The sequence below is a fragment of the Psychrobacter frigidicola genome, from assembly GCF_007997305.1.
In the GTDB taxonomy this organism is placed as follows: Bacteria; Pseudomonadota; Gammaproteobacteria; order Pseudomonadales; family Moraxellaceae; genus Psychrobacter; species Psychrobacter frigidicola.
The window spans coordinates 118,337-138,026 of sequence record NZ_VORZ01000001.1; the positions used below are offsets into that span (position 1 = coordinate 118,337).

A 19,690-nucleotide genomic window follows, 5' to 3' on the forward strand; every position below is an offset into this window, starting at 1 on the left:
TGCTGGCATGTCTGCTTAGCATGACGGCATACGCGGCTATTGACGTTTACGATTTTGACTCACCGCAACAAGAAGCCCAATATCGTGGTCTAATCGAAGAGCTACGATGTCCAAAATGTCAGAATCAGAACCTTGCGGCCTCTGATGCCCCTATTGCACAAGATTTAAAACAGAAAACGTTTGATTTGATTAAAGATGGCCGTAGTGATGGCGAAATTCGTGACTATATGCAGGAGCGCTATGGCGACTTTATTAGCTATAAGCCGCCTGTGCGTCCATCGACATGGATCTTATGGTTTTTTCCGCCATTATTATTAATCGTCTTAATTATCGGCTGGTTTTGGCAAAGTAAGCGTCGCCAAGTTGTGGCCCGTGGTCAAAAAGACGTCATAGTGGACAGCACAGCTGAGCCCTTAACGCCGGCGGAACAAGCTGAACTTGATCGTCTATTATCGCGAGCCGAGAATGTCGACCACGACATCACTAGCCCAGAGGACAAAAAATGACCATTTTTTCTACTGCCGGCTTATTTATCGCTTTAAGCTTACTGATTGCTCTTATACTCGCTCTTATTGTCATCATGCCGTGGCTACGAGCTGCGCGCTCGCAGGATAATCCTGTGGACAATCAACTGCTGGATATCAACGTCGCGGTATTTCGCGAACGTCTAGCGGAGCTTAAAACCGATAAAGACAACGGTACCATTGATGACAGCCATTATCAGAACCAGAAGCTGGAACTGGAGCGTCAGCTATTAGAAGCCCAGCGCCAAATAGCGCCAATGGTTACCCCAAGTAATAAAAGCCGTCTAATTGTAGCGGCTTGGGTGCCAATATTGGCGGCGCTGGCTTATCTATTAATAGGTAATCGCACCCCTGTATTTGAGCTGTGGCAAGCTGAGGATAAAGTAGGACAAGTTGCTGATGACTTATTGACTGGTAAAATTGACCAGCCACCAGCATGGGCGATTGAAGATGGTCGCCAACTGATTACAGCGATGCAAACCAACGTCCATCGTCATGCTGATGATCCCAACCGCTGGATGCGCTTGTCTGAGCTATTTTTATCGCTTGAAGCCACTGATTCTGCGTTAGAGGCGTTATCACGTGCTTATCGTTTATCTCCTGACAATGAAGAGATTGCGACTACTTACGCTCAGATCAGCTTTTTTGCCAATCAAGGTAAATTGGATGCCAATAGCCGCCGTGTTTTACAAGACGTATTGGCCAAAAACCCGCAACATGAAGGGGCGCAAATGCTCATGGCCATGGGTGAGGCTCGTGGCAGTAACTTCGATCAAGCTCAGGGTTGGATTCAGCGTTTGCGCAACAGTATCGCTGCCAAACCGGGTGACCATACTAAAGCGTTGGCAAGCTTAGATGAGCTGAGTGCGAACGTTAGCGCGCAGAAGCAGCAAGCTTCTGAAGGTATTGATGTCACCGTAACGGTTAACTCTAGCTTATTACCCTTGGTAAAAGGCGACGATGTCTTGTTTATTGCGATTCGTGACATCAAAGGCGGGCCACCATTTGCCGCCAAGCGTTTGCCAATCAGTGTGATTAAGCAAGGTGAAGCTAGCGTTAGTCTAAGCGATTTGGATGCGATGATGCCTGAACGCACCATTGCATCAGCCCGTGCAGAAAAGACCCAGCTTGCTGTCGTTGCTCGCATTAGCCATAGCGGCAATGCTGTTGCAGAGTCAGGCGATTTGTCTGGTAATCCGGTTGTGATTAGTGCTGAGCAGAATCAAGTAAATGTTGAGATCAATCAACAAGTACCCTAACAAATAAGTACGATAATAAATTTGGTAAAATCAGCGCCGTAGACTTTAGCTACGGCGCTGATTTTGTGTTATGAAAAGATAAATCTTCCATAATTTATCGCATCAAGACTAAAAATACTTGAGCTTTGTAAATTCACAAGGTAAGGTAAGCGGGACAATTAATAGCGTACCTAATTAACATTATGGTAACATTAATTTAAGGTCTAAATAATTGCCCTTAAGTCCTATTTATTTTGAACATTTTCTATTGAGGAGAGTCGTACAATGATGCGTATTATTTTGCTAGGTCCACCAGGTGCCGGTAAAGGTACCCAAGCCCAATTCATCTCTAAAGAATACGATATTCCGCAAATCTCGACTGGCGATATGCTGCGTGCTGCAATTAAAGAAGGCACTGAGCTTGGTAAACAAGCCCAAGGTATCATGAACGCTGGAGGTCTGGTCTCTGACGACTTAATTATTAACCTAGTAAAAGAGCGTATCACTAAGCCTGACTGTGCTAATGGCTGCATTTTTGACGGTTTCCCGCGTACTATTCCACAAGCGCAAGCCCTTGCCGATGCTGATGTAGTTATTAATCATGTGGTTGAAATCAGTGTGCCTGATGACGAAATCGTTAAGCGTTTGTCTGGTCGTCGCCAGCATGCAGGCTCAGGTCGTGTCTATCATATTGACCATAATCCACCTAAAGAAGACGGCATTGATGATGTCACGGGTGAAGCCCTTATCCAGCGTGAGGATGATAAAGAGTCTACCATTCGTGAGCGTTTGGCGACTTATCATCAGCAAACTGAAGCCTTGGTTGGTTTTTACCAAGACAAAGCTAAAGATGATAGTAATGCTAAAACTGCGCCTGATTATGATAAATTTGATGGTACGCAAGGTATTGATGAGGTTAAACAGCAAATATTATCTGCGCTAAAAGGTTAAGCTAAATAACGTTTAGTTGAACAAAAAAATCCTGCTTATTAGCAGGATTTTTTATTGAATAGTGTAGAAGCTTTTAACTTCATACTTATGCATTACCTTCAGCATCTATTTGTGCTTGTTGTTGGCTCTGAGCATAAGCTTGATCAAAGTTAACGGGAGCTAGTAATAACTGCGGGAAGCTACCACGAGTAACGATGTCGCTGATTACTTCACGTGCATAAGGGAACAACACGTTAGGGCAGTAAGCACCTAAGATTTGACCGATTTGATCTTCAGGAATATCTTTTAATAAGAAGATGCCCGCCTGATGAACCTCAGCGATAAATGCCGCTTCTTCAGCATTTTTAGCAGTTACACTAACAGTCAAAATCACTTGATAATGGCCGTCATCAAGCTTATCAGCATTGCTTGATAAATTGATATCCAGCTCAGGATTCCACTCTTTGGTGAATACCTCTGCGCCTGGTACTTCAAGTGACATGTCTTTGACATAAATGCGTTCTAGCGCTAGTTGTGGTTGTGCCTGTTCGTCAGCCATGATAATTCCTATAATAAATTAGTCAAATGTTGAGAAAATGTAATTCTACTCTGAATTATAATTCAATAGTAATAAATTCTCACCCAGCTAAATCTTTATTAAAAGATACCACTATAAATATAAGTAGCATCTTAATAAAGGTAGGGTAGCGGATTAACCAGCTAATAGCTCGTCAAGTTTGCCTTGTTGATTCATCTGATTAAGCTCATCAAAACCACCAACAAAAGTATCGCCGACAAAGATTTGTGGCACAGTGCGATAGTTATTGGTTTTTTGCATTAGCGCACGGCGATCATCGCTGCTCATATCATGCATGCCAATTTCTTCATATTCAACGCCTTTAGATTTGAGGAGTTGTTTAGCGTTTGAGCAGTATGGGCAAATAGGGGTAGTATAGACTTTAACAGAGACAGTCATTATCGATCCTTAGTTAATTTATGAGTTTATCATGCAATATTGGTATTATAAGAGGTGCTATGGTTGGCTGCAATCAAGTTAAGCACAAGCCTATATTTGATTGCGCTCATTATAAAATGGGGATGGATGCCATGAATTCAAGTTCTCTCAGCTGGAATATCAGATAAGTATGATGAGTATCCTAAAAAAATAGCCCATAGAAAAAGATACTAGTTTATATCGTATCTTTTTTTATGGGCTATTTATCGCTAGTTATTTTTTACAATATCCTAGACTACTTAAGCAAACTAGGTTTGTTTTTGCCTTTAGTTTGTTTAGCCTGAACGTCTTTTAATCCAACTAGAGGCATACCGCCTGCTTGCCAACCGCCAATCCCGCCATCTAAACGATAGACACTGTCTTTACCTATCATCTGTATCGCAGCGCCAGCTTGTACGCCCATATCACAAATAATAATGACAGGATGCTCAATAGCGCGTATCTCTTCTAGGCGCTCTTTGAGCTCAGTAAAAGGAATATTGCGACTGCCTTGAATATAGCCGGTGGAAAACTTCTTTTTGGCGCGAATATCAATAAGTTGCGCGTTCTGAGAGTTAACCATCATGCCTAAGGTGTTTGGCGACACTTTTCTGCCGCTACGTTTATTTTCAATGGCAAAGAACAGTACGATAAGTACCGCTAATATACCAAATAAAAATGGGTGGTGACCCACAAATTCAAGCGCACGATCCAAACCATACCTCCAAAAAAATAGGTGCTCTGTTAGGCGCTATCCGCAATCTAACATTGAACAAGGCGCTATTATACCGCTAAGAAGGTCTATAGTAAACGTGTCATCGCCAAGCTTCTGTTATAACGATTGGCGTTACTAATACTGTTATTAGCAAAACTTAGTTTTAATAATGCTCGTTGTCAGTAAAGTTCAGCATTAATAAGGCTTAGTATCAGCCTCGATTTGTAAGGTAACCAAATTCTCAACACGGCGCTGTAGTACTTCACCGTCAGCGACCGCTTGCCATAGCGCACATCCTTTACTGTTATGGGTATGACGACAATCGCGGAACTGACAGTTGCCAGATAAAGGTGCCAGCTCAACGAAGCCTGAGATAATATCGTCAGGGGTTAAATGCCAGATACCATATTCACGTATCCCTGGGGTATCGACAATGCCGCCTTGGGTTAAGTCTTCTGGATTAAACGGTAATAAGCGGCTGGTAGTGGTGGTGTGCTGACCAAGTTTTGAGTTATCAGAGATGATATTAACGCTCTGCGCTGATTCGGGCAGTAGCGCATTGATTAAGCTGCTTTTCCCCACGCCTGATTGACCAGCGAAGATGACCAGCTTAGTATCGATATAACGTTTAAGTTCGCCAAGTCCTTGCTGATCATTGCTAGCGGCGACGTTTTCAGGACAATCAACTGAAGTTAATACGCTGTCATAACCAAGCGCTGCATATTGGGTTAGTAGCTTGTTAGTATCAGCGTCATCATTTTCTGCCAACAGATCTGCTTTATTAAGTACCAGCAATGGCTTCACTCCAGCATGATGACAAACCACTAAATAACGGTCAATCAAAGTAGGCGCAGCGGCAGGTAAGGGCGCAAAGACAATCGCTAGAATATCAACATTAGCGGCGACGGGCTTGAGTTTATGATAGCGATCGGGGCGTGAAACTAAAGAGGTGCGCGGCTTTACGGATTCTATACGGCCAAATCCAGTATTGGAATCGGCATTCCAGCGTACATTATCACCTGCAGCTAACATCGGTAGGTTAGTACGCACGTGGCAGCGCCAAATATCACCCAATGCGAGCTCTTGCCAAAACGGTTCAGGGTCATCGGGTGCAAATGCGGGTTGAACAGGGATAACGGCTGGCAAGCTAGTGACTTGTACTTCCAACTGCTTACCATAGTGCGCCATGACCACGCCATCCATCAAGCTTTCATCTATGCTGTCTTGATTGGATAACTGCTGTTTATCAATGCGACGAATCTGCTGTTTGGTCAGTCTGCGTTGCCGAATTAATGCCATGAAGGGTGACCTATTAAAAAATATTGCTAAGTGTAGCGTGAAAATTTGCTAACATACAGCCTAAAGCGCCTATGACAGCCAGTGATTTTGTAACGTTTTAGGTACAATGCAAATCATATGCGGGCAATTTAAACTATTATTTGTACCCCATGGTATTTGCTAATAACTATTTATTAACAACCATTTATTAATAACTATTGATTAAGCATATTAAATATAGGATAGCTTATGAGTACCAGCGACCATCCCAATAAGATTAGAATTAAAAACCAAGGTAAAAAAGGGCTGGTATGGATTGACTTAGAAATGACCGGACTTGATACCTTAAATGATGAGATTATCGAGATTGCTACTGTCGTGACCGATGAAGACTTAAATGTCTTAGCAGAAGGCCCAGTTTTTGCTATCAAAGTATCTGATCGTAAGTTAAACGGTATGGATGATTGGAATACCAAGCAACACGGGCAGTCAGGTTTAGTAGATCGGGTGCGCCGTAGTACGGTTACTTTAGCGGAAGCAGAAGCCGAAACTATTAAGTTTTTGAATAAATGGGTGGACAGCGGTAAGTCGCCTATGTGCGGTAATTCTATTTGCCAAGACCGCCGTTTTATGGCGCGACAAATGCCAGAATTAGAGAGATTTTTTCATTATCGCAACCTTGATGTGTCCTCCATCAAAGAGCTATGCTTTCGCTGGCGCCCTGATATTCTTAAAAACTTTGAGAAGGGTGGTAGCCATTTAGCGTTAGATGATATCCGCGACTCTATTCGCGAGCTTAGGCATTATCGTCAGCACTTTTTTAATTTGCTACCTTAAGTTTAAGCCGTTCGATAAATGTAGTATTAAAAAAAGGGTTTGTTGACTAGTCAACAAACCCTTTTTTTTAACGTCTTTTTTAAGAAAGTTATTTAATAAACGTTACTAAGTTTTGCAGTCTTATAAAGTTTGTAACCCTACACTAGCTTAAAGCTATCTTGGCAAAAACTTAAATTCAAATAATCCAAATCCGGCATTATTAGTATTGCTGTCAATATCTGTATCGATATCTGTCGTAATGGCACCAATAACAGCGCTAACTTTAGGCTGGCGTGTGTCTTTATCGAGCAGGCGCCAATCACCAAGCACGTAGCGGCTTCTGCCATCAGAGCTGCGATGAATCTCAGGACGATGCGTATGACCATGTAGCAGCGCGTCAAAGGTATAAAGGGCGTAATTCACCGCGCCTTCATTCACATCCATAATATGAGCGGCTTTAGTAGTATTTTTTTCTTTACTTTTTTGCCTTATATTCTCGGCAATGGCCAAGCGTTTTTCTAATGATTTATTGAGCAGATACCACTGGGTTACTCTGTTGCGCATTATTTTGCGAAAGAACTGATATTTTTTATCATCGGTACAGAGGGCATCGCCATGCTCTAAACGATACCGCTGCTGTCCAATATGTAAGGTATAAGGCTCATAAATCAGCTCACCACCGAATACATTACAGAAAGGCTGACCTAATAAAAAATCACGGTTGCCATGCATCACTAATACTTCACAACCATCAACACGCAGTTGTTTTAACTTCATCATCAGTGGGGTTAACCAATGTGTCTGTTGTTCAATCTCTGATAGTGATAAATAAGCGTCATCCCCTAGCCACACCTCAAACCAATCCCCTAGAATGAATAAGCGCTTAAGGGCAGGTAGGGCAAGACAGTCATCAAGCAAGGCCAAAAAAGCCTGCACTAAGGCAGGCTCTTCAGGTGATAAATGCAAGTCGCTAATCAATACTTGCCGCACCTCATGAGGGCGGGTGGTAATCAGATGGTCGAAACTTTGCATTTATCATAATCCTAGTAGTTTATATAAGGCGCTTACTCAGAAATAATCTTCGCTGAGTTGATGATAACTGGCGTTTTTGGCACATCAGCATGCATACCGAAGCGACCAGTAGGGACACCTTTCATTTTTTCAATCACATCCATACCGCTTGTGACTTTACCAAAGACGGTATAACCCCAACCTTGGGCGTTTTTACCAGTATGGTTTAAGAAGTCATTGTCTTTTACGTTCACAAAGAACTGGCTCGTTGCTGAATGCGGGTCGTTGGTACGCGCCATAGCAAGGGTACCAGCGTCATTTTTCAAACCGTTATCAGCTTCGTTTTCAACCGGTGCATTGGTGCCTTTTTCTTTCATCTCAGCGTCCATACCGCCGCCTTGAATCATAAAGCCATCAATGATGCGATGAAAGATAGTGCCGTCATAATGGCCAGATTTTACATAGTTTAAAAAGTTTTCTACGGTTTTTGGGGCTTTTTCTTCGTTAAGTTCGATAACGATCGCACCCATAGTGGTGTCAAGTTCTACTACTGGCATATCTACCATATTATATTCCTTTCTAATTGCAGCACCTAAAATAGCACTGTGGTGAGTTGATGGTGTGGTTAGTCTAACGACTTTTTTGTCGCCTGTCATGTATCAGGCTGTTAATGCGTTTGTGAAACCTGATAGAATAAGGCAATTTTAACTTTTCTTAGTATATTTCTTTAGTAATTATTGATTATTCCCTTCTGAATTTTTATGAGGCGTGATCGCACGCACCATAACCTGATAACTTGCGCTAGGAGCAATGCCCCATGAGTGACAACTCGAGTAATATTGAACAAAAAGTGGAACAAAAAAATGACTTTATTCGTAATATGATTCGTGAAGATGTCAAAGCGCAAAAATATAAGCAAATTGTCACGCGTTTTCCACCAGAGCCTAATGGCTATCTGCATCTTGGGCACGTGAAGTCTATCTGCCTGAACTTTGGCGTTGCTGAAGAGTTCGATGGTATCTGCCATTTGCGCTATGACGACACCAACCCCACAGCTGAAAAGCAAGACTATATCGATAATATCAAAAAAGACGTCCATTGGCTGGGTTTTGAGTGGGCAGGCGAGGCACTACATGCCTCTAGCTACTTTGACCAGCTCTATACCTGGGCAGTGCAGCTGATTGAGCAAGGCGAAGCTTATGTTGATATGCAAACGCCTGAGCAAATTAAAGACAATCGTGGCTCATATAAAGAAGCCGGTACCGCCTCTCCGCAACGTGATGCCAGTGTTGCCGATAACTTACAACTGTTTGCAGATATGAAGAACGGCAAATATGCCGAAGGTAAAGCCGTATTGCGTGCCAAGATTGATATGGCTGACCCTAATATGAACATGCGCGACCCGATTATTTATCGCGTCATGCATCAAGAGCATCATCAAACCGGTGATAAATGGTGTATCTATCCGATGTATGATTATGCTCACCCTTTATCTGATGCCATTGAAGGCATTACCCATTCGTTGTGTACCTTAGAGTTTGAAGACCATCGTCCATTTTATGATTGGATTGTGAATAAAATTGGCTTTGAGCAACCGCCACATCAGTACGAGTTCTCACGTTTAAACGTTGACCATACCTTGACCAGTAAACGCAAACTTAAGCAATTGGTTGATGAAGGTATCGTTGATGGTTGGGATGACCCGCGTATGCCTACCGTTGCTGGTATGCGTCGCCGTGGTTATACCCCTGAAGGGTTACGTGACTTCTGCCATCGCGTTGGTGTCGCCAAGGCCGATGGTGTGGTCGATATGCGCCTGCTAGAGTTTAGTATTCGTCAGTCATTAGATGACACGACCGCTCGTGGTATGGCAGTGCTTAAACCATTAAAAGTAACCATTACTAACTTTAGCGAAGCCGTCAGTAGTTGGGAATCTCAAAAAGCCGATAGTGTTACTGCCCGTTGGGATGATACCGCCCAAACCTTATGGCTAACCCAGCCTAATCATCCGAACGTCGATATGGGCGAGCGTGAAATTCCATTCACTGAAACGCTATATATTGACCAAGGCGATTACGAAATTGAGCCACCAGCTGACTATAAGCGTTTATCACCAGAAAAACCAGAGATTCGTCTGCGCAATACTTATGTATTGGCTGTCTCTGAGCATGTGTTAAATGATGCAGGCAATGTCATTGAGCTAAAAGCAACTATTGACCCCGCTACTTTAGGTAATAACCCTGAAGGCCGTAAGGTTAAAGGCGTTATCCATTGGGTATCTGCTAGCCAAGGTGTCCCAGCTACCGTGCGTTTATATGAATCACTGTTTAGTGTTGAGGATCCAAGTAGCGTCAGCGATGTCCATGCCGCACTCAATCCTAATTCATTGACTGAGCTGTCTGCAGTGGTTGAGCCGTCGCTTGCCAATGCTAATGCTGGCACGCGCTTTCAGTTCGAACGTGAAGGCTATTTTATAGCTGATGAGATTGAACATAGCAGCGAGAAACCAGTATTTAACCAAATCGTAAGCCTACGTGACAGTTATAAACCGGCCTAATCTATAAGTATTGAGGTCGTGCAACCATACTGAACAATAGTAGTTTGCAAGCTTGCCCATTTCTAGTACGCTAGGGGTGGGCATTTTTATAATAAATAATAAATTTTTAACAGTAAACATTGAGGACATACGTATGGCAAAATTTTTAAATAGTAGTGGCACGACCTATCATCTAGAGGAGTTGATTAAAAACGCATCTGACCGTCTGATTATTATTAGCCCCTATCTCAAACTCAATGACCGTATTTCTCAAACTCAATGACCGTATTAAGGAGTTGTTAGAAGACCGCAACCGGTTAAAAATTGATATTCGGATTGTTTATGGTAAAAATGACTTGCAGCCAGAAGAGATTAACTGGCTTAAGAACCTCACCTTTATTCGTACTAGCTTTTGTAAAAATCTACACGCTAAATGCTATCTTAATGAAAATGAATGCATTATTACCAGCCTAAACCTGTACGAGTTTAGCCAAGTGAATAATAATGAGATGGGCGTGCTTATCTATCGTAATGAAGATACGAAGCTGTATGCTGATACCTATGATGAAGCCCAACGTATCATCCGTATCAGTGATGAAGTACGGATGTCGTTTGAAAAAATTATGCCAACGCCAACGGCCGATGTCAATAATTCTAATAATAAGACTGTGAATACAGTCGTACCTTCTGTTTCCAAAGCAGCAGAAGATAGTGCAAAACCTAGCTACTCTAAACTGACGACGGCGAAGCTCGCTAAAGAGTTGGGAATCAAAACCCAAGAGCTGAACGATAGATTGCTGGAGATGGGTTATCTAGAGGAAAAAGAGGGCGAGTTGGTACTGACTGATACCGGTAGTGCAGCGGGTGGCACCAGTAAGCGCGGACGGTTCGGAGAGTTTTGTATATGGGATTCGGGAATGGTGATTTAAGAGGGTTTTTTATCACAATCAATGTAAAATTCCTCAACAGCCATTTGGCTTACTTATCTACAAATGGAATAAGCGCATTACAATCCGTCACAAGACATTCATAACCAGTTTGTTAAGATAAAATGAGTTTTTAACGATGTGGTAATCGTAATCTTTAAAATTCCTACATCAATTATAATAATACCGCGCGCTGAGGCAAATATAAATTTGTTATCAGCGCATAAATCTCGAGAAATAAGGACACAATCATGGCACATTTACGTTTAGGCGATAGCGCACCGAATTTTGACGCTAGCACCACAGATGGTGATATCAACTTTTATGATTGGGCAGGGGATAAGTGGGTGGTTTTCTTCTCGCATCCAGCAGATTTTACCCCTGTGTGTACTACTGAGCTTGGTCGTGCTGCCGCCCTAAATGGCGAATTCCAAAAGCGTAATGTTAAGCCAATTTGTATTTCAGTTGATGGCTTAGAGGAGCATCACGCGTGGGCAAAAGACATTGGTGAGACGCAAGGTACGGATTTAAACTTCCCAATCATTGCTGATCCTAATAAAGAAATCGCTAATCTGTATGACATGATGCATCCCAATGCAAGTACGACTGCTACGGTTAGAAGCGTATTCATTATTGATCCAAAGAAAAAAATACGCCTAATTCTGACTTATCCTGCGAGCTGTGGTCGTAACTTTGATGAAATTCTCCGTGTTATTGATGCGCTGCAATTATCGGATGAGTATAATATTGCCACGCCAGTAGATTGGCAAGATGGTGATGATGTTATCATTCCGCCAAGTGTGAAGAATGAAGACATCGCAGCCAATTATCCTAAAGGCCATACAGAAATTAAGCCGTATCTACGTACGACGCCTGCGCCAAATAAATAATTAAGAATTAAATAGCAGGTTTAGAATAAAAGCCCTATAACTTAAAGTTGTAGGGCTTTTCACTATTCTCTTTACAAGCGTCGATGGACTTTTGCTATTATAATAAAGCTTGCTCTCATCTGAATTTTCTAAGCAATAGTCGTTTTAATTAAAATAACATGAAACCTGTCAGCACTGAAAAGCTGTTTGCTGTTTCTTACAAGGAGTTTGCTATGAAAACATTATATGTAAGCCGTACTGCCCCTAATCCACGTAAAGCCTTAATTTTATTGGCTTCAAAGGGTATCGATATCGATGATATGGACGACCTTGATGTGGTAGATATTGATATTGCCAGTAATGAGCATATGACCGAAGCCTTTACTAAAATTAATCCCATGCAGACCGTGCCAGTGATGATTTTGGATGATGGAACGGTTCTTAATGATTCACAGGCAATTTGTGAGTATCTCGACCGCGTTTTTGGTGAGCGTTCAGTGATGGGCAATGATGTGGTTCAGCGGGCACAAGTGTGCGCTATGCGCCGTACCGCTGAGTTTGAGGTGTTGTATAACTTTATGCTGGCGTTTCAACATAGCCATCCATCAAAAGCTCAGCGCGTTGATCAAGTGCCAGAATTTTCTCCTAAGTCTATTGAGCGAGCCATTAAAGCCTTGCCTTATTTTGAAGCGGCTTTAGAGGGACATGAGTACTTAGTAGGTGACCAGTTAAGTTTTGCTGATATTGTGCTTTATCTGGGACTTGATTTCGGTAAAGTGTTAAAAGTAAATCCAAACAAACAAGGTGAGAATCTTGCTCGTTTTTATAAAAATATGAATGAGCGTTTTAGTATTCATAATATGGCAAAAGCTAAGCCAGCAGCGGATAACGAGTAAGATTAATAGAACAGGTATTACCTTTACAAGCGTTATGTTTTACTTTATGGACAACCTTTTGGATTGTCCATTTTGCTATCTGGTATTGATAGATTGTTTTTTAGTAATTATGAAGGAGCATATTTAAATGTGTTTGGATGATAAAACTTTAGGTTACGAAACCAAACACTTCGTTACAAAATCTAGTGATATCAAGGTTATAGTGGACAAATAATCCGCACCTGCCAAGTATGATATAAGCTATTTCGATTTGTTGTTATGTACTTTTATTCTAACAACTTCCTTTAACATGAGCATTATCATGAAGTTGTGATATTCGATAGCTAAATCGGCTGGCAATAAGGATGTGATTAAACTGTAACTTTGTAGGTATGTTAACTATGAGCTCATCAACATCAACTTTAAAATTCACTTTGTTGCCAATATTACTGGCGGTAAACTTTGCGCTAACAGCGTGCCAAAACTCTTCCTCACCAGCCGATACTGAGGTGAAGGAGCGTACAGATGTGACCACCGATGCTAGCAACTCAGTAGTGTCTGAGGATGCCAACCCAATGAGCACGGCAACTGCGGATGCATCCATGACTCCTGAACAGCAAATGATTGATAACCTGTCTAAATATCGCTGGTCTCTGGTCACCGCGAATGATGGCACCAACCAGCCGCTGACCTCCTTGACGACTATAAAAGACCAAGTCACTTTAAATTTTAATAAAAACCAAGGACAGGCTACTATCAGCTATAGCGTTGGCTGTAACACCATGAGCGCCGCTTATCAGCTACAGGGCAGCCAGCTCAGTACTGAAGACAGTATGAGTACTAAGATGTCATGTGGCGATCTTAATGCGGCAGAAAACCGTCTCAATGACCTGATGGAAGGTGACAGCCAACTGGACTTGGTAGACGGTGACACGCCAATGCTAACGCAGGTGACCAGTGATTCTATCACTTTAGTGTGGCAAGGAAGAATGACAGCGCAAGCAAAATATAATAGTAAAGGCGAGACGGTGTTTTGGGCAGTGGATTCCGCAACCAAGCCATGTGTGAATAACAGCGCGCAGGCATGTTTGCAAGTCAAGTCAGTGACCTATGATGAACAAGGCGTGAAGACGAGTGAAAGCGCGTGGACTGAATTTGCAGGAGATATCGATGGTTACCAACATGACGGTAACCATAACGAAGTGCTGCGTCTACAGCGTTATAAACTTGATGGCAAGAAAGACTCAGCAGATGTAACCGATGAAGATCATGCCTACGTACTTGATACTATTATCGAAACTACCGCTACAAAGTAAATCCGTAATGCGATTTATAATTCAATAAATCATCAGCGCTTAAAACAAAAAACACATGTCTAAGTGCGCGTGTTTTATGGGTGGAATAATTCTATAAATCTCTAATTTTAAGAGAGTAAGTAATTAACGTCGGTTATTTAAGTCTTCTTCCGTTAAGCGCCAACGGCCTTTTTTCTTTGTAGCGCCGCGTCCGCTCATACCACTATTTAGCAATAGTTTAGTCATAGAGTGGCTTGAATGCGCATGACAAATGGCGCAGGCAAGACCATCGGCAGCATCTTGTTGAGGTACGACATCAAGCTTCAGAATGCGACAAACCATCTCTTGCACTTGCTCTTTGGCGGCGGCACCATACCCGCAAACCGCTTGTTTGATTTGGCGCGCTGTATATTCTGACACTTCTAAATCTAAAGCGACCATTGCTGCAATTGCTGCACCGCGAGCCTGCCCAAGTTTCAGCGCTGAGTCTGGGTTCTCTGCCATAAATACCTGCTCAATAGCGGTATAAATAGGCTCGTCAGCATACTTTAGATGATGCTGCGTAATTCGCGTTAAGCCATTAAAGATGCGCTTAAGACGTTCTGGCATCTCTTTAGTATCTGTCCGAATAGTACCGGCATCAATATAAGTCAGCTTATCCCCCGTTTGTTGGATAATGCCATATCCTGTCATCCGCGAGCCGGGATCAATCCCAATAATAATTGCCATAGTGTTCCATATCACTTAAAAAAAGCTTACAAGTTTGATAGTATAGCAAGCCATCCCCATATACATCATAAGTTAACCGTTTTAATTTATGCACAGATTTTACTTTATTATTTTATAGGACGACACTTTATGGGTCAGATAGTCGGTATTGCCATCGTTTGGTTTATTATTGAAATGCTACTGTGGTATTTAATGGCCCAGTTTATCAGTGGCTGGTTGGTCTTTGGCTGGTTTGTTATTGCCGCCGTTATTGGTATCTCGCTCATTCGCAAAGGTATGGTTGCTCTCAACCCTATGGCGCAGCAAATGAAAGCAGGCGGTATGATGAACCCTGCGATGCGTCCCCAAGAATCAACTATGCTTAAAAGTGTTGCTATGGCAGTGGCGGGTATTCTTCTCCTCATTCCAGGTATTATCAGCGATTTACTCGCCTTACTGGTAGTATTGCCACCGGTTCAAAAGAAACTGAAAGATATGGCCAATAAATACGTCATGAACAATCAGCAAAAAATGATGGAAATGATGGCTAAGCAGATGGGTGGGCAAATGGGCGGTGGTCAAAATCCATTTGGTGGCATGGGCGGACAAAACCCGTTCGGTGGCGCTGGTGGTATGGGTGGTCAAAACCCATTCGGTGATAGCAATCCATTTGATAAGCAGCAACAAAACCCATTTGGTAATGTCTTTAAACAACATACAACGATTGACGGTACTGCTAAAAACATCCCTAAAGATGTGAAAAAAATTACTAAGTCTGCTAATGATGAATAGTTTATCAGTTTAAAGTTTTATTGATTTAATAGAGTAGTCGCTCATACTAGACAGATCAGTGTGATCTGCGTCATATATTTATAAATAACAACAACCCATAATCCATAAATAGCGATAAGCAGACATAAAAAAGCCCCTCTGATTGACAATCAAAAGGGGCTTTCTACTATGGATGTCATTACTTACTAAGAGTAGTTAGTGATATCATTCTTATCGCACTTTTGCTAAATAATGAATGACAGTCACTGAATAAAACAACCGGAGTATCGCCGTAAGATGGTGACCCATGAACCGTGAAGTTCAGGGCGGATACGTCACTGCCTCTGCAGGTTTCCTGAGACACCGCAAGCGGTGCAGGCATACACAATGAGACAATAGGTAGCGTATCCAGGTATAACATTATCGGCTCAGGGAATAAACATCTACTAGCCAACACTCCAGAATAAAACCATCTTACCCAATGAAATAAGCGATTGCAAGTCTGTTTTACAGATTGATACGTCCTGTTAATAATGCTCTTACTTATAGTCACTATTGTCCAGTTTTAAAATTTATATGAAAATGAAACTTTTATTTAACCCTTAATAATGTCGAGTTTTAGGCTATTTTAGGATTTGTGTTAGTATAGAGCGCTTGATACGTATCAATTCTAATTAATTTCAACAATGCACGATAGGCGTTCATTCACTTGAGGAGCGGTAATCTATGACCAGTACGCAGCAACAATCAAAGTCTATTGACGACAATCAGACTCAGCCTAATAATAAGCAGAATAAAAAAGTACCCCATGTGTTAATGATATTAGATGGTTTTGGACATCGTGAAGATGAAAAAGACAATGCCATCGCTGCTGCCAAGATGCCAAATTTAGATAAAATTTATGAGCAATATCCACATGGGTTAATATCCGCGTCGGGGGAAGATGTTGGTTTGCCTGAAGGACAGTTCGGTAACTCAGAAGTGGGCCATATGAACCTAGGCGCGGGTCGTGTCCTATACCAAGACTCAACCCGTATCTCAAGTGAGCTTGCTGACCGTGATTTTTATAAAAATGAGGCGTTAGTTGGCGCCGTACAGGCGGCAAATGAGCTGGGTGGTAACGTGCATATCATGGGTCTATTGTCTGATGGCGGCGTTCACTCCCATCAAGATCATATTGAAGGCATGTGTCATTCTGCTTTGGTCCACGGGGCGAAGAATGTCTTTGTTCATTGTTTTTTAGATGGGCGCGACACGCCGCCTAAGTCTGCTGATAAATATATCAATCGACTACGTGATTATATTGATAAGCTTAATGCGCACTATGAAGGTCGGGTTCGGATAGCCAGTATTATCGGGCGCTATTATGCGATGGATCGTGACAATCGCTGGGATCGGGTACAAAAAGCCTATGAGCTACTGACCGAAGGTAAAGCTGATCGCTTAGCAACGCGTGCAGATGGGGCAATACAAGCGGCTTATAAAGCCCGTGAGACGGATGAATTTATTAATCCTACTATTGTGATTGGCCGTGACGAGACACCGTTTACCGTTGATGATAATGACGCTCTTATTTTTATGAACTTCCGCTCTGATCGCGCCCGTCAATTGGCACAAGCGTTCGTGTTGCCAGACCATGAGTTTTCAGGGTTTGCGCGTCATAAGCGTCCTAAACTTGCTGCCTTTGTGATGCTGACCAAATACTCAGATATTTTAGAGGATAGTGCTAAAACCAGTATTGCTTATTACCCAACCTCCCTTAGTAATACGTTGGGAGAATATTTGCAGGATCAAGGAAAAACCCAACTGCGTATTGCCGAAACAGAGAAATATGCGCACGTCACTTTCTTCTTTAGTGGCGGCCGAGAGGCGGAATACGAGGGAGAAGAACGTATCTTAGTGCCGTCTCCTGATGTCGCCACTTATGATTTGCAACCCGAGATGAGTGCGCCTGAAGTCACTGATAAGCTGGTTGCAGCGATTGAATCGGGTAAATATGACGTATTAATCGTGAACTACGCGAATGGTGACATGGTTGGGCATACCGGTATCTTTAATGCGGCAGTGCAAGCGGTTGAAGCGCTAGATGTGTGCGTTGGTCGTATTGAGACAGCAGTACGTGCTGCTGGTGGCGATATGTTGATTACCGCTGACCATGGCAACTGTGAGCAGATGCAGGATTATATTAGCGGACAAGTACATACCCAGCACACTACTGAACATGTGCCACTGATTTATATTGGCGATAAAAAGGTACAAGTGCGTGAAGGGGGTAAGCTGAGTGATGTTGCGCCTACTATTTTAGCGCTACTGGATCTTAAGCCACCCGCTGAGATGACTGGTAAGAATTTACTGGTTCCAGTATTGTCATAGACGCACGTTATTGTTATGTTTACTGATGATTAATGTAAGGGAAGGGTAAAAGGTTATCCTTCCCTTTTTTATGAGCTAAGGTTGCGCTGTTCCCATTTTTATACCGGCTTGGTCGTTCACGCGTATTTAACGCTATTGTGTTTTTATTGTCATGTTATTGGTTAATACCCTTATAATAATAACACGATTATTTTCCTTATTTTATATGAGTATTTTTATGCGTTTATCTGCTCGCACTGCTTCTCGCCAATCAAAATTATGGACGGCAATTAAATTAGCGTTACATAAACCTGTATTGAAAGTAGGGTTGTTTGGCATATTGGGGGCCTTAAGTCTGTACTCTCAAGCTGCACTTGCAGCAAGTAGCGCCAGTAACTCAAAAGCACCAAAATCTAGCGCTTCGAATAAAAAAAATAGTAATAAAGCTCCTGTAATTCAGGCAAAACCTGCTAATAAAGTGACAAGCAGTAAAAAATCAGTCAATGCCAAAGTGAATAAAAGTCCTACCGCAGGTTTGCAACTTATCAACTTAAAAAGTGATGAGGTTACCGCGGAGAACGGTGCTGATGATTTATCAGATATCGCTGCCGCGATGGATGACATCGATGACTGGACGGATACTAGTGCTATTAATGCTGTTAGTGATGCGAGTGTAAAAGCGTCTAACAACATAAATGGGATACCCGATATCAATACTGATATTCCAAATGAGGTAGCTCAAGTCTCGCTAAACGCCATTTCTCCTGAAACATTAAAGACGTTTGTCGCCGTGGTAGACTTGATACGCCGTGAGTATGTCAATCCTGTGAATGATGAAGAGCTCTTTAATAGTGCCATGAGTGGAATGTTGACCAAACTTGACAGCCATGCTGAGTTTTTGGATGCTGAAGCTTATGAGAATCTGCGCGCCTTTACTCAAGGTGACGTGGGCGATATTGGCATAAAAGCAACGTATCAAGCGGCAGTGGGTTATTGGATAATTAAGGAGGTCATTAATAATTCTCCAGCGGATAAAAAGGGTATTACCATTGGTGATTATTTGCACCAAATTGGTGAAATTAAGCTTGATGAGGATAAGCAGAGTAGTGACATTGAGCAACTGCTCACAGGCATTGCAGGGTCGCAAGTGGACGTTGTCACGTCCAAAGCTGGTCGGCGTAGACATACTACTACTTTGCAGCGTAATAACACGCACTCTCAGACCATTGAGACCCGCCTCATCGATGGTATTGCCATCATTAAACTGCCAGCCTTCCAAAATAATAGTCGCGAACAAATCCTAAATAGCTTGACCCGTTTAGATGCGCCTGTCTCCGGGATAGTACTTGATGTACGCGATAATCCTGGGGGCGTACTGACATCAGCGGTGGAGGTGGCGAGCCTATTTATGGATAATACTCAGGTGGTGCAAGTCCAAAGTCGGCAAAGCCCGCTACAGACTTTAGCCACGCGCGGCACGCCAGTACTTAAATCACTGCCTGTAGTGATTCTACAAAATCGCTATTCAGCATCGGCGGCTGAAGTGCTTACTAGCAGCTTACAGACGCAAAAACGCGCTATCATCGTCGGTGAGCTTAGCTATGGTAAAGGTTCGGTACAGTCAGTGATACCGCTTAATGATGAGCACGCCGTAAAATTAACGGTCGCTCATTACCTAACTACCACTGGCAAAAAAATAGATAAAATTGGTGTCCAGCCAGATGTGACGCTAACAGGTAACGAGCGCAGTTGGGAGCAACAGGCACTTGATATATTACGCCCAAAATTACTGTCATCGGGTATTCGCTTTGTGCAAAAAGGCAGTGATAATAATTTGAGCAATGAATAAAAA

18 protein-coding genes, 1 other RNA gene and 1 pseudogene are annotated in these 19,690 nt (G+C 42.5%); 12 read left to right on the forward strand and 8 right to left on the reverse strand.

The features are described from left to right. The first annotated feature begins 20 nt into the window (after positions 1-20). The 3 genes from ES754_RS00500 to adk all read left to right on the forward strand — a co-directional run bounded on the left by ES754_RS00500 (position 21) and on the right by adk (position 2,713). On the forward strand, positions 21-506 hold the full coding sequence (locus ES754_RS00500; RefSeq protein ID WP_420825346.1) for a cytochrome c-type biogenesis protein: 486 nt from the start codon (positions 21-23) through the stop codon (positions 504-506). After that, positions 503-1,783, forward strand: a complete 1,281-nt coding sequence (ccmI, locus tag ES754_RS00505) for a c-type cytochrome biogenesis protein CcmI (RefSeq protein WP_147221069.1) — start codon at positions 503-505, stop codon at positions 1,781-1,783. The genes ES754_RS00500 and ccmI overlap by 4 nt, the downstream gene beginning before the upstream one ends. A gap of 264 nt (positions 1,784-2,047) precedes the next feature. Beyond that, positions 2,048-2,713, forward strand: coding sequence for an adenylate kinase (adk, locus tag ES754_RS00510; protein WP_147221071.1), 666 nt, complete (start codon positions 2,048-2,050; stop codon positions 2,711-2,713). 85 nt (positions 2,714-2,798) lie between these two features. Here adk and secB read toward each other — a convergent pair whose 3' ends face one another. From secB to rsgA, 4 genes are all read right to left on the reverse strand, one after another. After that, the gene (secB, locus tag ES754_RS00515) at positions 2,799-3,251 is read right to left on the reverse strand and encodes a protein-export chaperone SecB (RefSeq protein WP_147221073.1); all 453 of its coding nucleotides are present in this window, start codon (positions 3,249-3,251) and stop codon (positions 2,799-2,801) included. Positions 3,252-3,404: 153 nt separating this feature from the next. Further along, complete coding sequence (grxC, locus tag ES754_RS00520; protein ID WP_147221075.1) at positions 3,405-3,668, reverse strand: glutaredoxin 3; 264 nt, start codon at positions 3,666-3,668, stop codon at positions 3,405-3,407. A gap of 274 nt (positions 3,669-3,942) precedes the next feature. Continuing rightward, positions 3,943-4,401 (reverse strand): rhodanese-like domain-containing protein, encoded by a 459-nt coding sequence (locus ES754_RS00525; protein ID WP_147221077.1) that lies wholly within the window; start codon positions 4,399-4,401, stop codon positions 3,943-3,945. 195 nt (positions 4,402-4,596) lie between these two features. Further along, the gene (gene rsgA, locus ES754_RS00530; RefSeq protein ID WP_147221079.1) at positions 4,597-5,700 is read right to left on the reverse strand and encodes a ribosome small subunit-dependent GTPase A; all 1,104 of its coding nucleotides are present in this window, start codon (positions 5,698-5,700) and stop codon (positions 4,597-4,599) included. Positions 5,701-5,928: 228 nt separating this feature from the next. Here rsgA and orn point away from each other — a divergent pair, with 228 nt between their 5' ends. Continuing rightward, on the forward strand, positions 5,929-6,516 hold the full coding sequence (gene orn, locus ES754_RS00535) for an oligoribonuclease (protein WP_147221081.1): 588 nt from the start codon (positions 5,929-5,931) through the stop codon (positions 6,514-6,516). Between the two features lie 153 nt (positions 6,517-6,669). Here the strand turns inward: orn and ES754_RS00540 are convergent, their stop codons facing one another. Continuing rightward, positions 6,670-7,527, reverse strand: coding sequence for a UDP-2,3-diacylglucosamine diphosphatase (locus ES754_RS00540; RefSeq protein ID WP_147221083.1), 858 nt, complete (start codon positions 7,525-7,527; stop codon positions 6,670-6,672). A gap of 32 nt (positions 7,528-7,559) precedes the next feature. Further along, positions 7,560-8,072, reverse strand: a complete 513-nt coding sequence (locus ES754_RS00545) for a peptidylprolyl isomerase (RefSeq protein ID WP_147221085.1) — start codon at positions 8,070-8,072, stop codon at positions 7,560-7,562. Between the two features lie 251 nt (positions 8,073-8,323). On the opposite strand from ES754_RS00545, the gene ES754_RS00550 reads away from it, so the two are divergent. The 5 genes and pseudogenes from ES754_RS00550 to ES754_RS00570 all read left to right on the forward strand — a co-directional run bounded on the left by ES754_RS00550 (position 8,324) and on the right by ES754_RS00570 (position 14,028). Further along, a complete protein-coding gene (locus ES754_RS00550) occupies positions 8,324-10,063 on the forward strand; it encodes a glutamine--tRNA ligase/YqeY domain fusion protein (RefSeq protein WP_147221087.1) in 1,740 nt (579 codons plus the stop codon). A gap of 133 nt (positions 10,064-10,196) precedes the next feature. After that, positions 10,197-10,971: pseudogene (locus ES754_RS00555) on the forward strand (phospholipase D family protein). 248 nt (positions 10,972-11,219) lie between these two features. Then, positions 11,220-11,858, forward strand: a complete 639-nt coding sequence (locus ES754_RS00560; RefSeq protein WP_147221089.1) for a peroxiredoxin — start codon at positions 11,220-11,222, stop codon at positions 11,856-11,858. A 212-nt stretch (positions 11,859-12,070) separates the two neighbouring features. After that, entirely contained in the window at positions 12,071-12,733 is a 663-nt protein-coding gene (locus ES754_RS00565; RefSeq protein ID WP_147221091.1) for a glutathione S-transferase family protein, read from the forward strand. Between the two features lie 380 nt (positions 12,734-13,113). Continuing rightward, on the forward strand, positions 13,114-14,028 hold the full coding sequence (locus ES754_RS00570) for an META domain-containing protein (protein ID WP_147221093.1): 915 nt from the start codon (positions 13,114-13,116) through the stop codon (positions 14,026-14,028). A gap of 123 nt (positions 14,029-14,151) precedes the next feature. Here the strand turns inward: ES754_RS00570 and ruvC are convergent, their stop codons facing one another. Then, positions 14,152-14,736, reverse strand: a complete 585-nt coding sequence (gene ruvC / locus ES754_RS00575) for a crossover junction endodeoxyribonuclease RuvC (RefSeq protein WP_147221095.1) — start codon at positions 14,734-14,736, stop codon at positions 14,152-14,154. Between the two features lie 129 nt (positions 14,737-14,865). On the opposite strand from ruvC, the gene ES754_RS00580 reads away from it, so the two are divergent. After that, positions 14,866-15,507 carry an FxsA family protein gene (locus tag ES754_RS00580; protein WP_147221097.1) on the forward strand — a complete coding sequence of 214 codons (642 nt, stop codon included), beginning with the start codon at positions 14,866-14,868 and terminating at the stop codon, positions 15,505-15,507. A 251-nt stretch (positions 15,508-15,758) separates the two neighbouring features. Here ES754_RS00580 and ssrS read toward each other — a convergent pair. Continuing rightward, positions 15,759-15,954, reverse strand: a non-coding RNA gene (gene ssrS / locus ES754_RS00585) — 6S RNA. 258 nt (positions 15,955-16,212) lie between these two features. On the opposite strand from ssrS, the gene gpmI reads away from it, so the two are divergent. Both gpmI and ES754_RS00595 read left to right on the forward strand, forming a co-directional pair. Continuing rightward, on the forward strand, positions 16,213-17,859 hold the full coding sequence (gene gpmI / locus ES754_RS00590; RefSeq protein WP_147221099.1) for a 2,3-bisphosphoglycerate-independent phosphoglycerate mutase: 1,647 nt from the start codon (positions 16,213-16,215) through the stop codon (positions 17,857-17,859). Between the two features lie 217 nt (positions 17,860-18,076). Further along, the gene (locus tag ES754_RS00595) at positions 18,077-19,687 is read left to right on the forward strand and encodes a S41 family peptidase (protein WP_147221101.1); all 1,611 of its coding nucleotides are present in this window, start codon (positions 18,077-18,079) and stop codon (positions 19,685-19,687) included. Positions 19,688-19,690 lie beyond the last annotated feature (3 nt).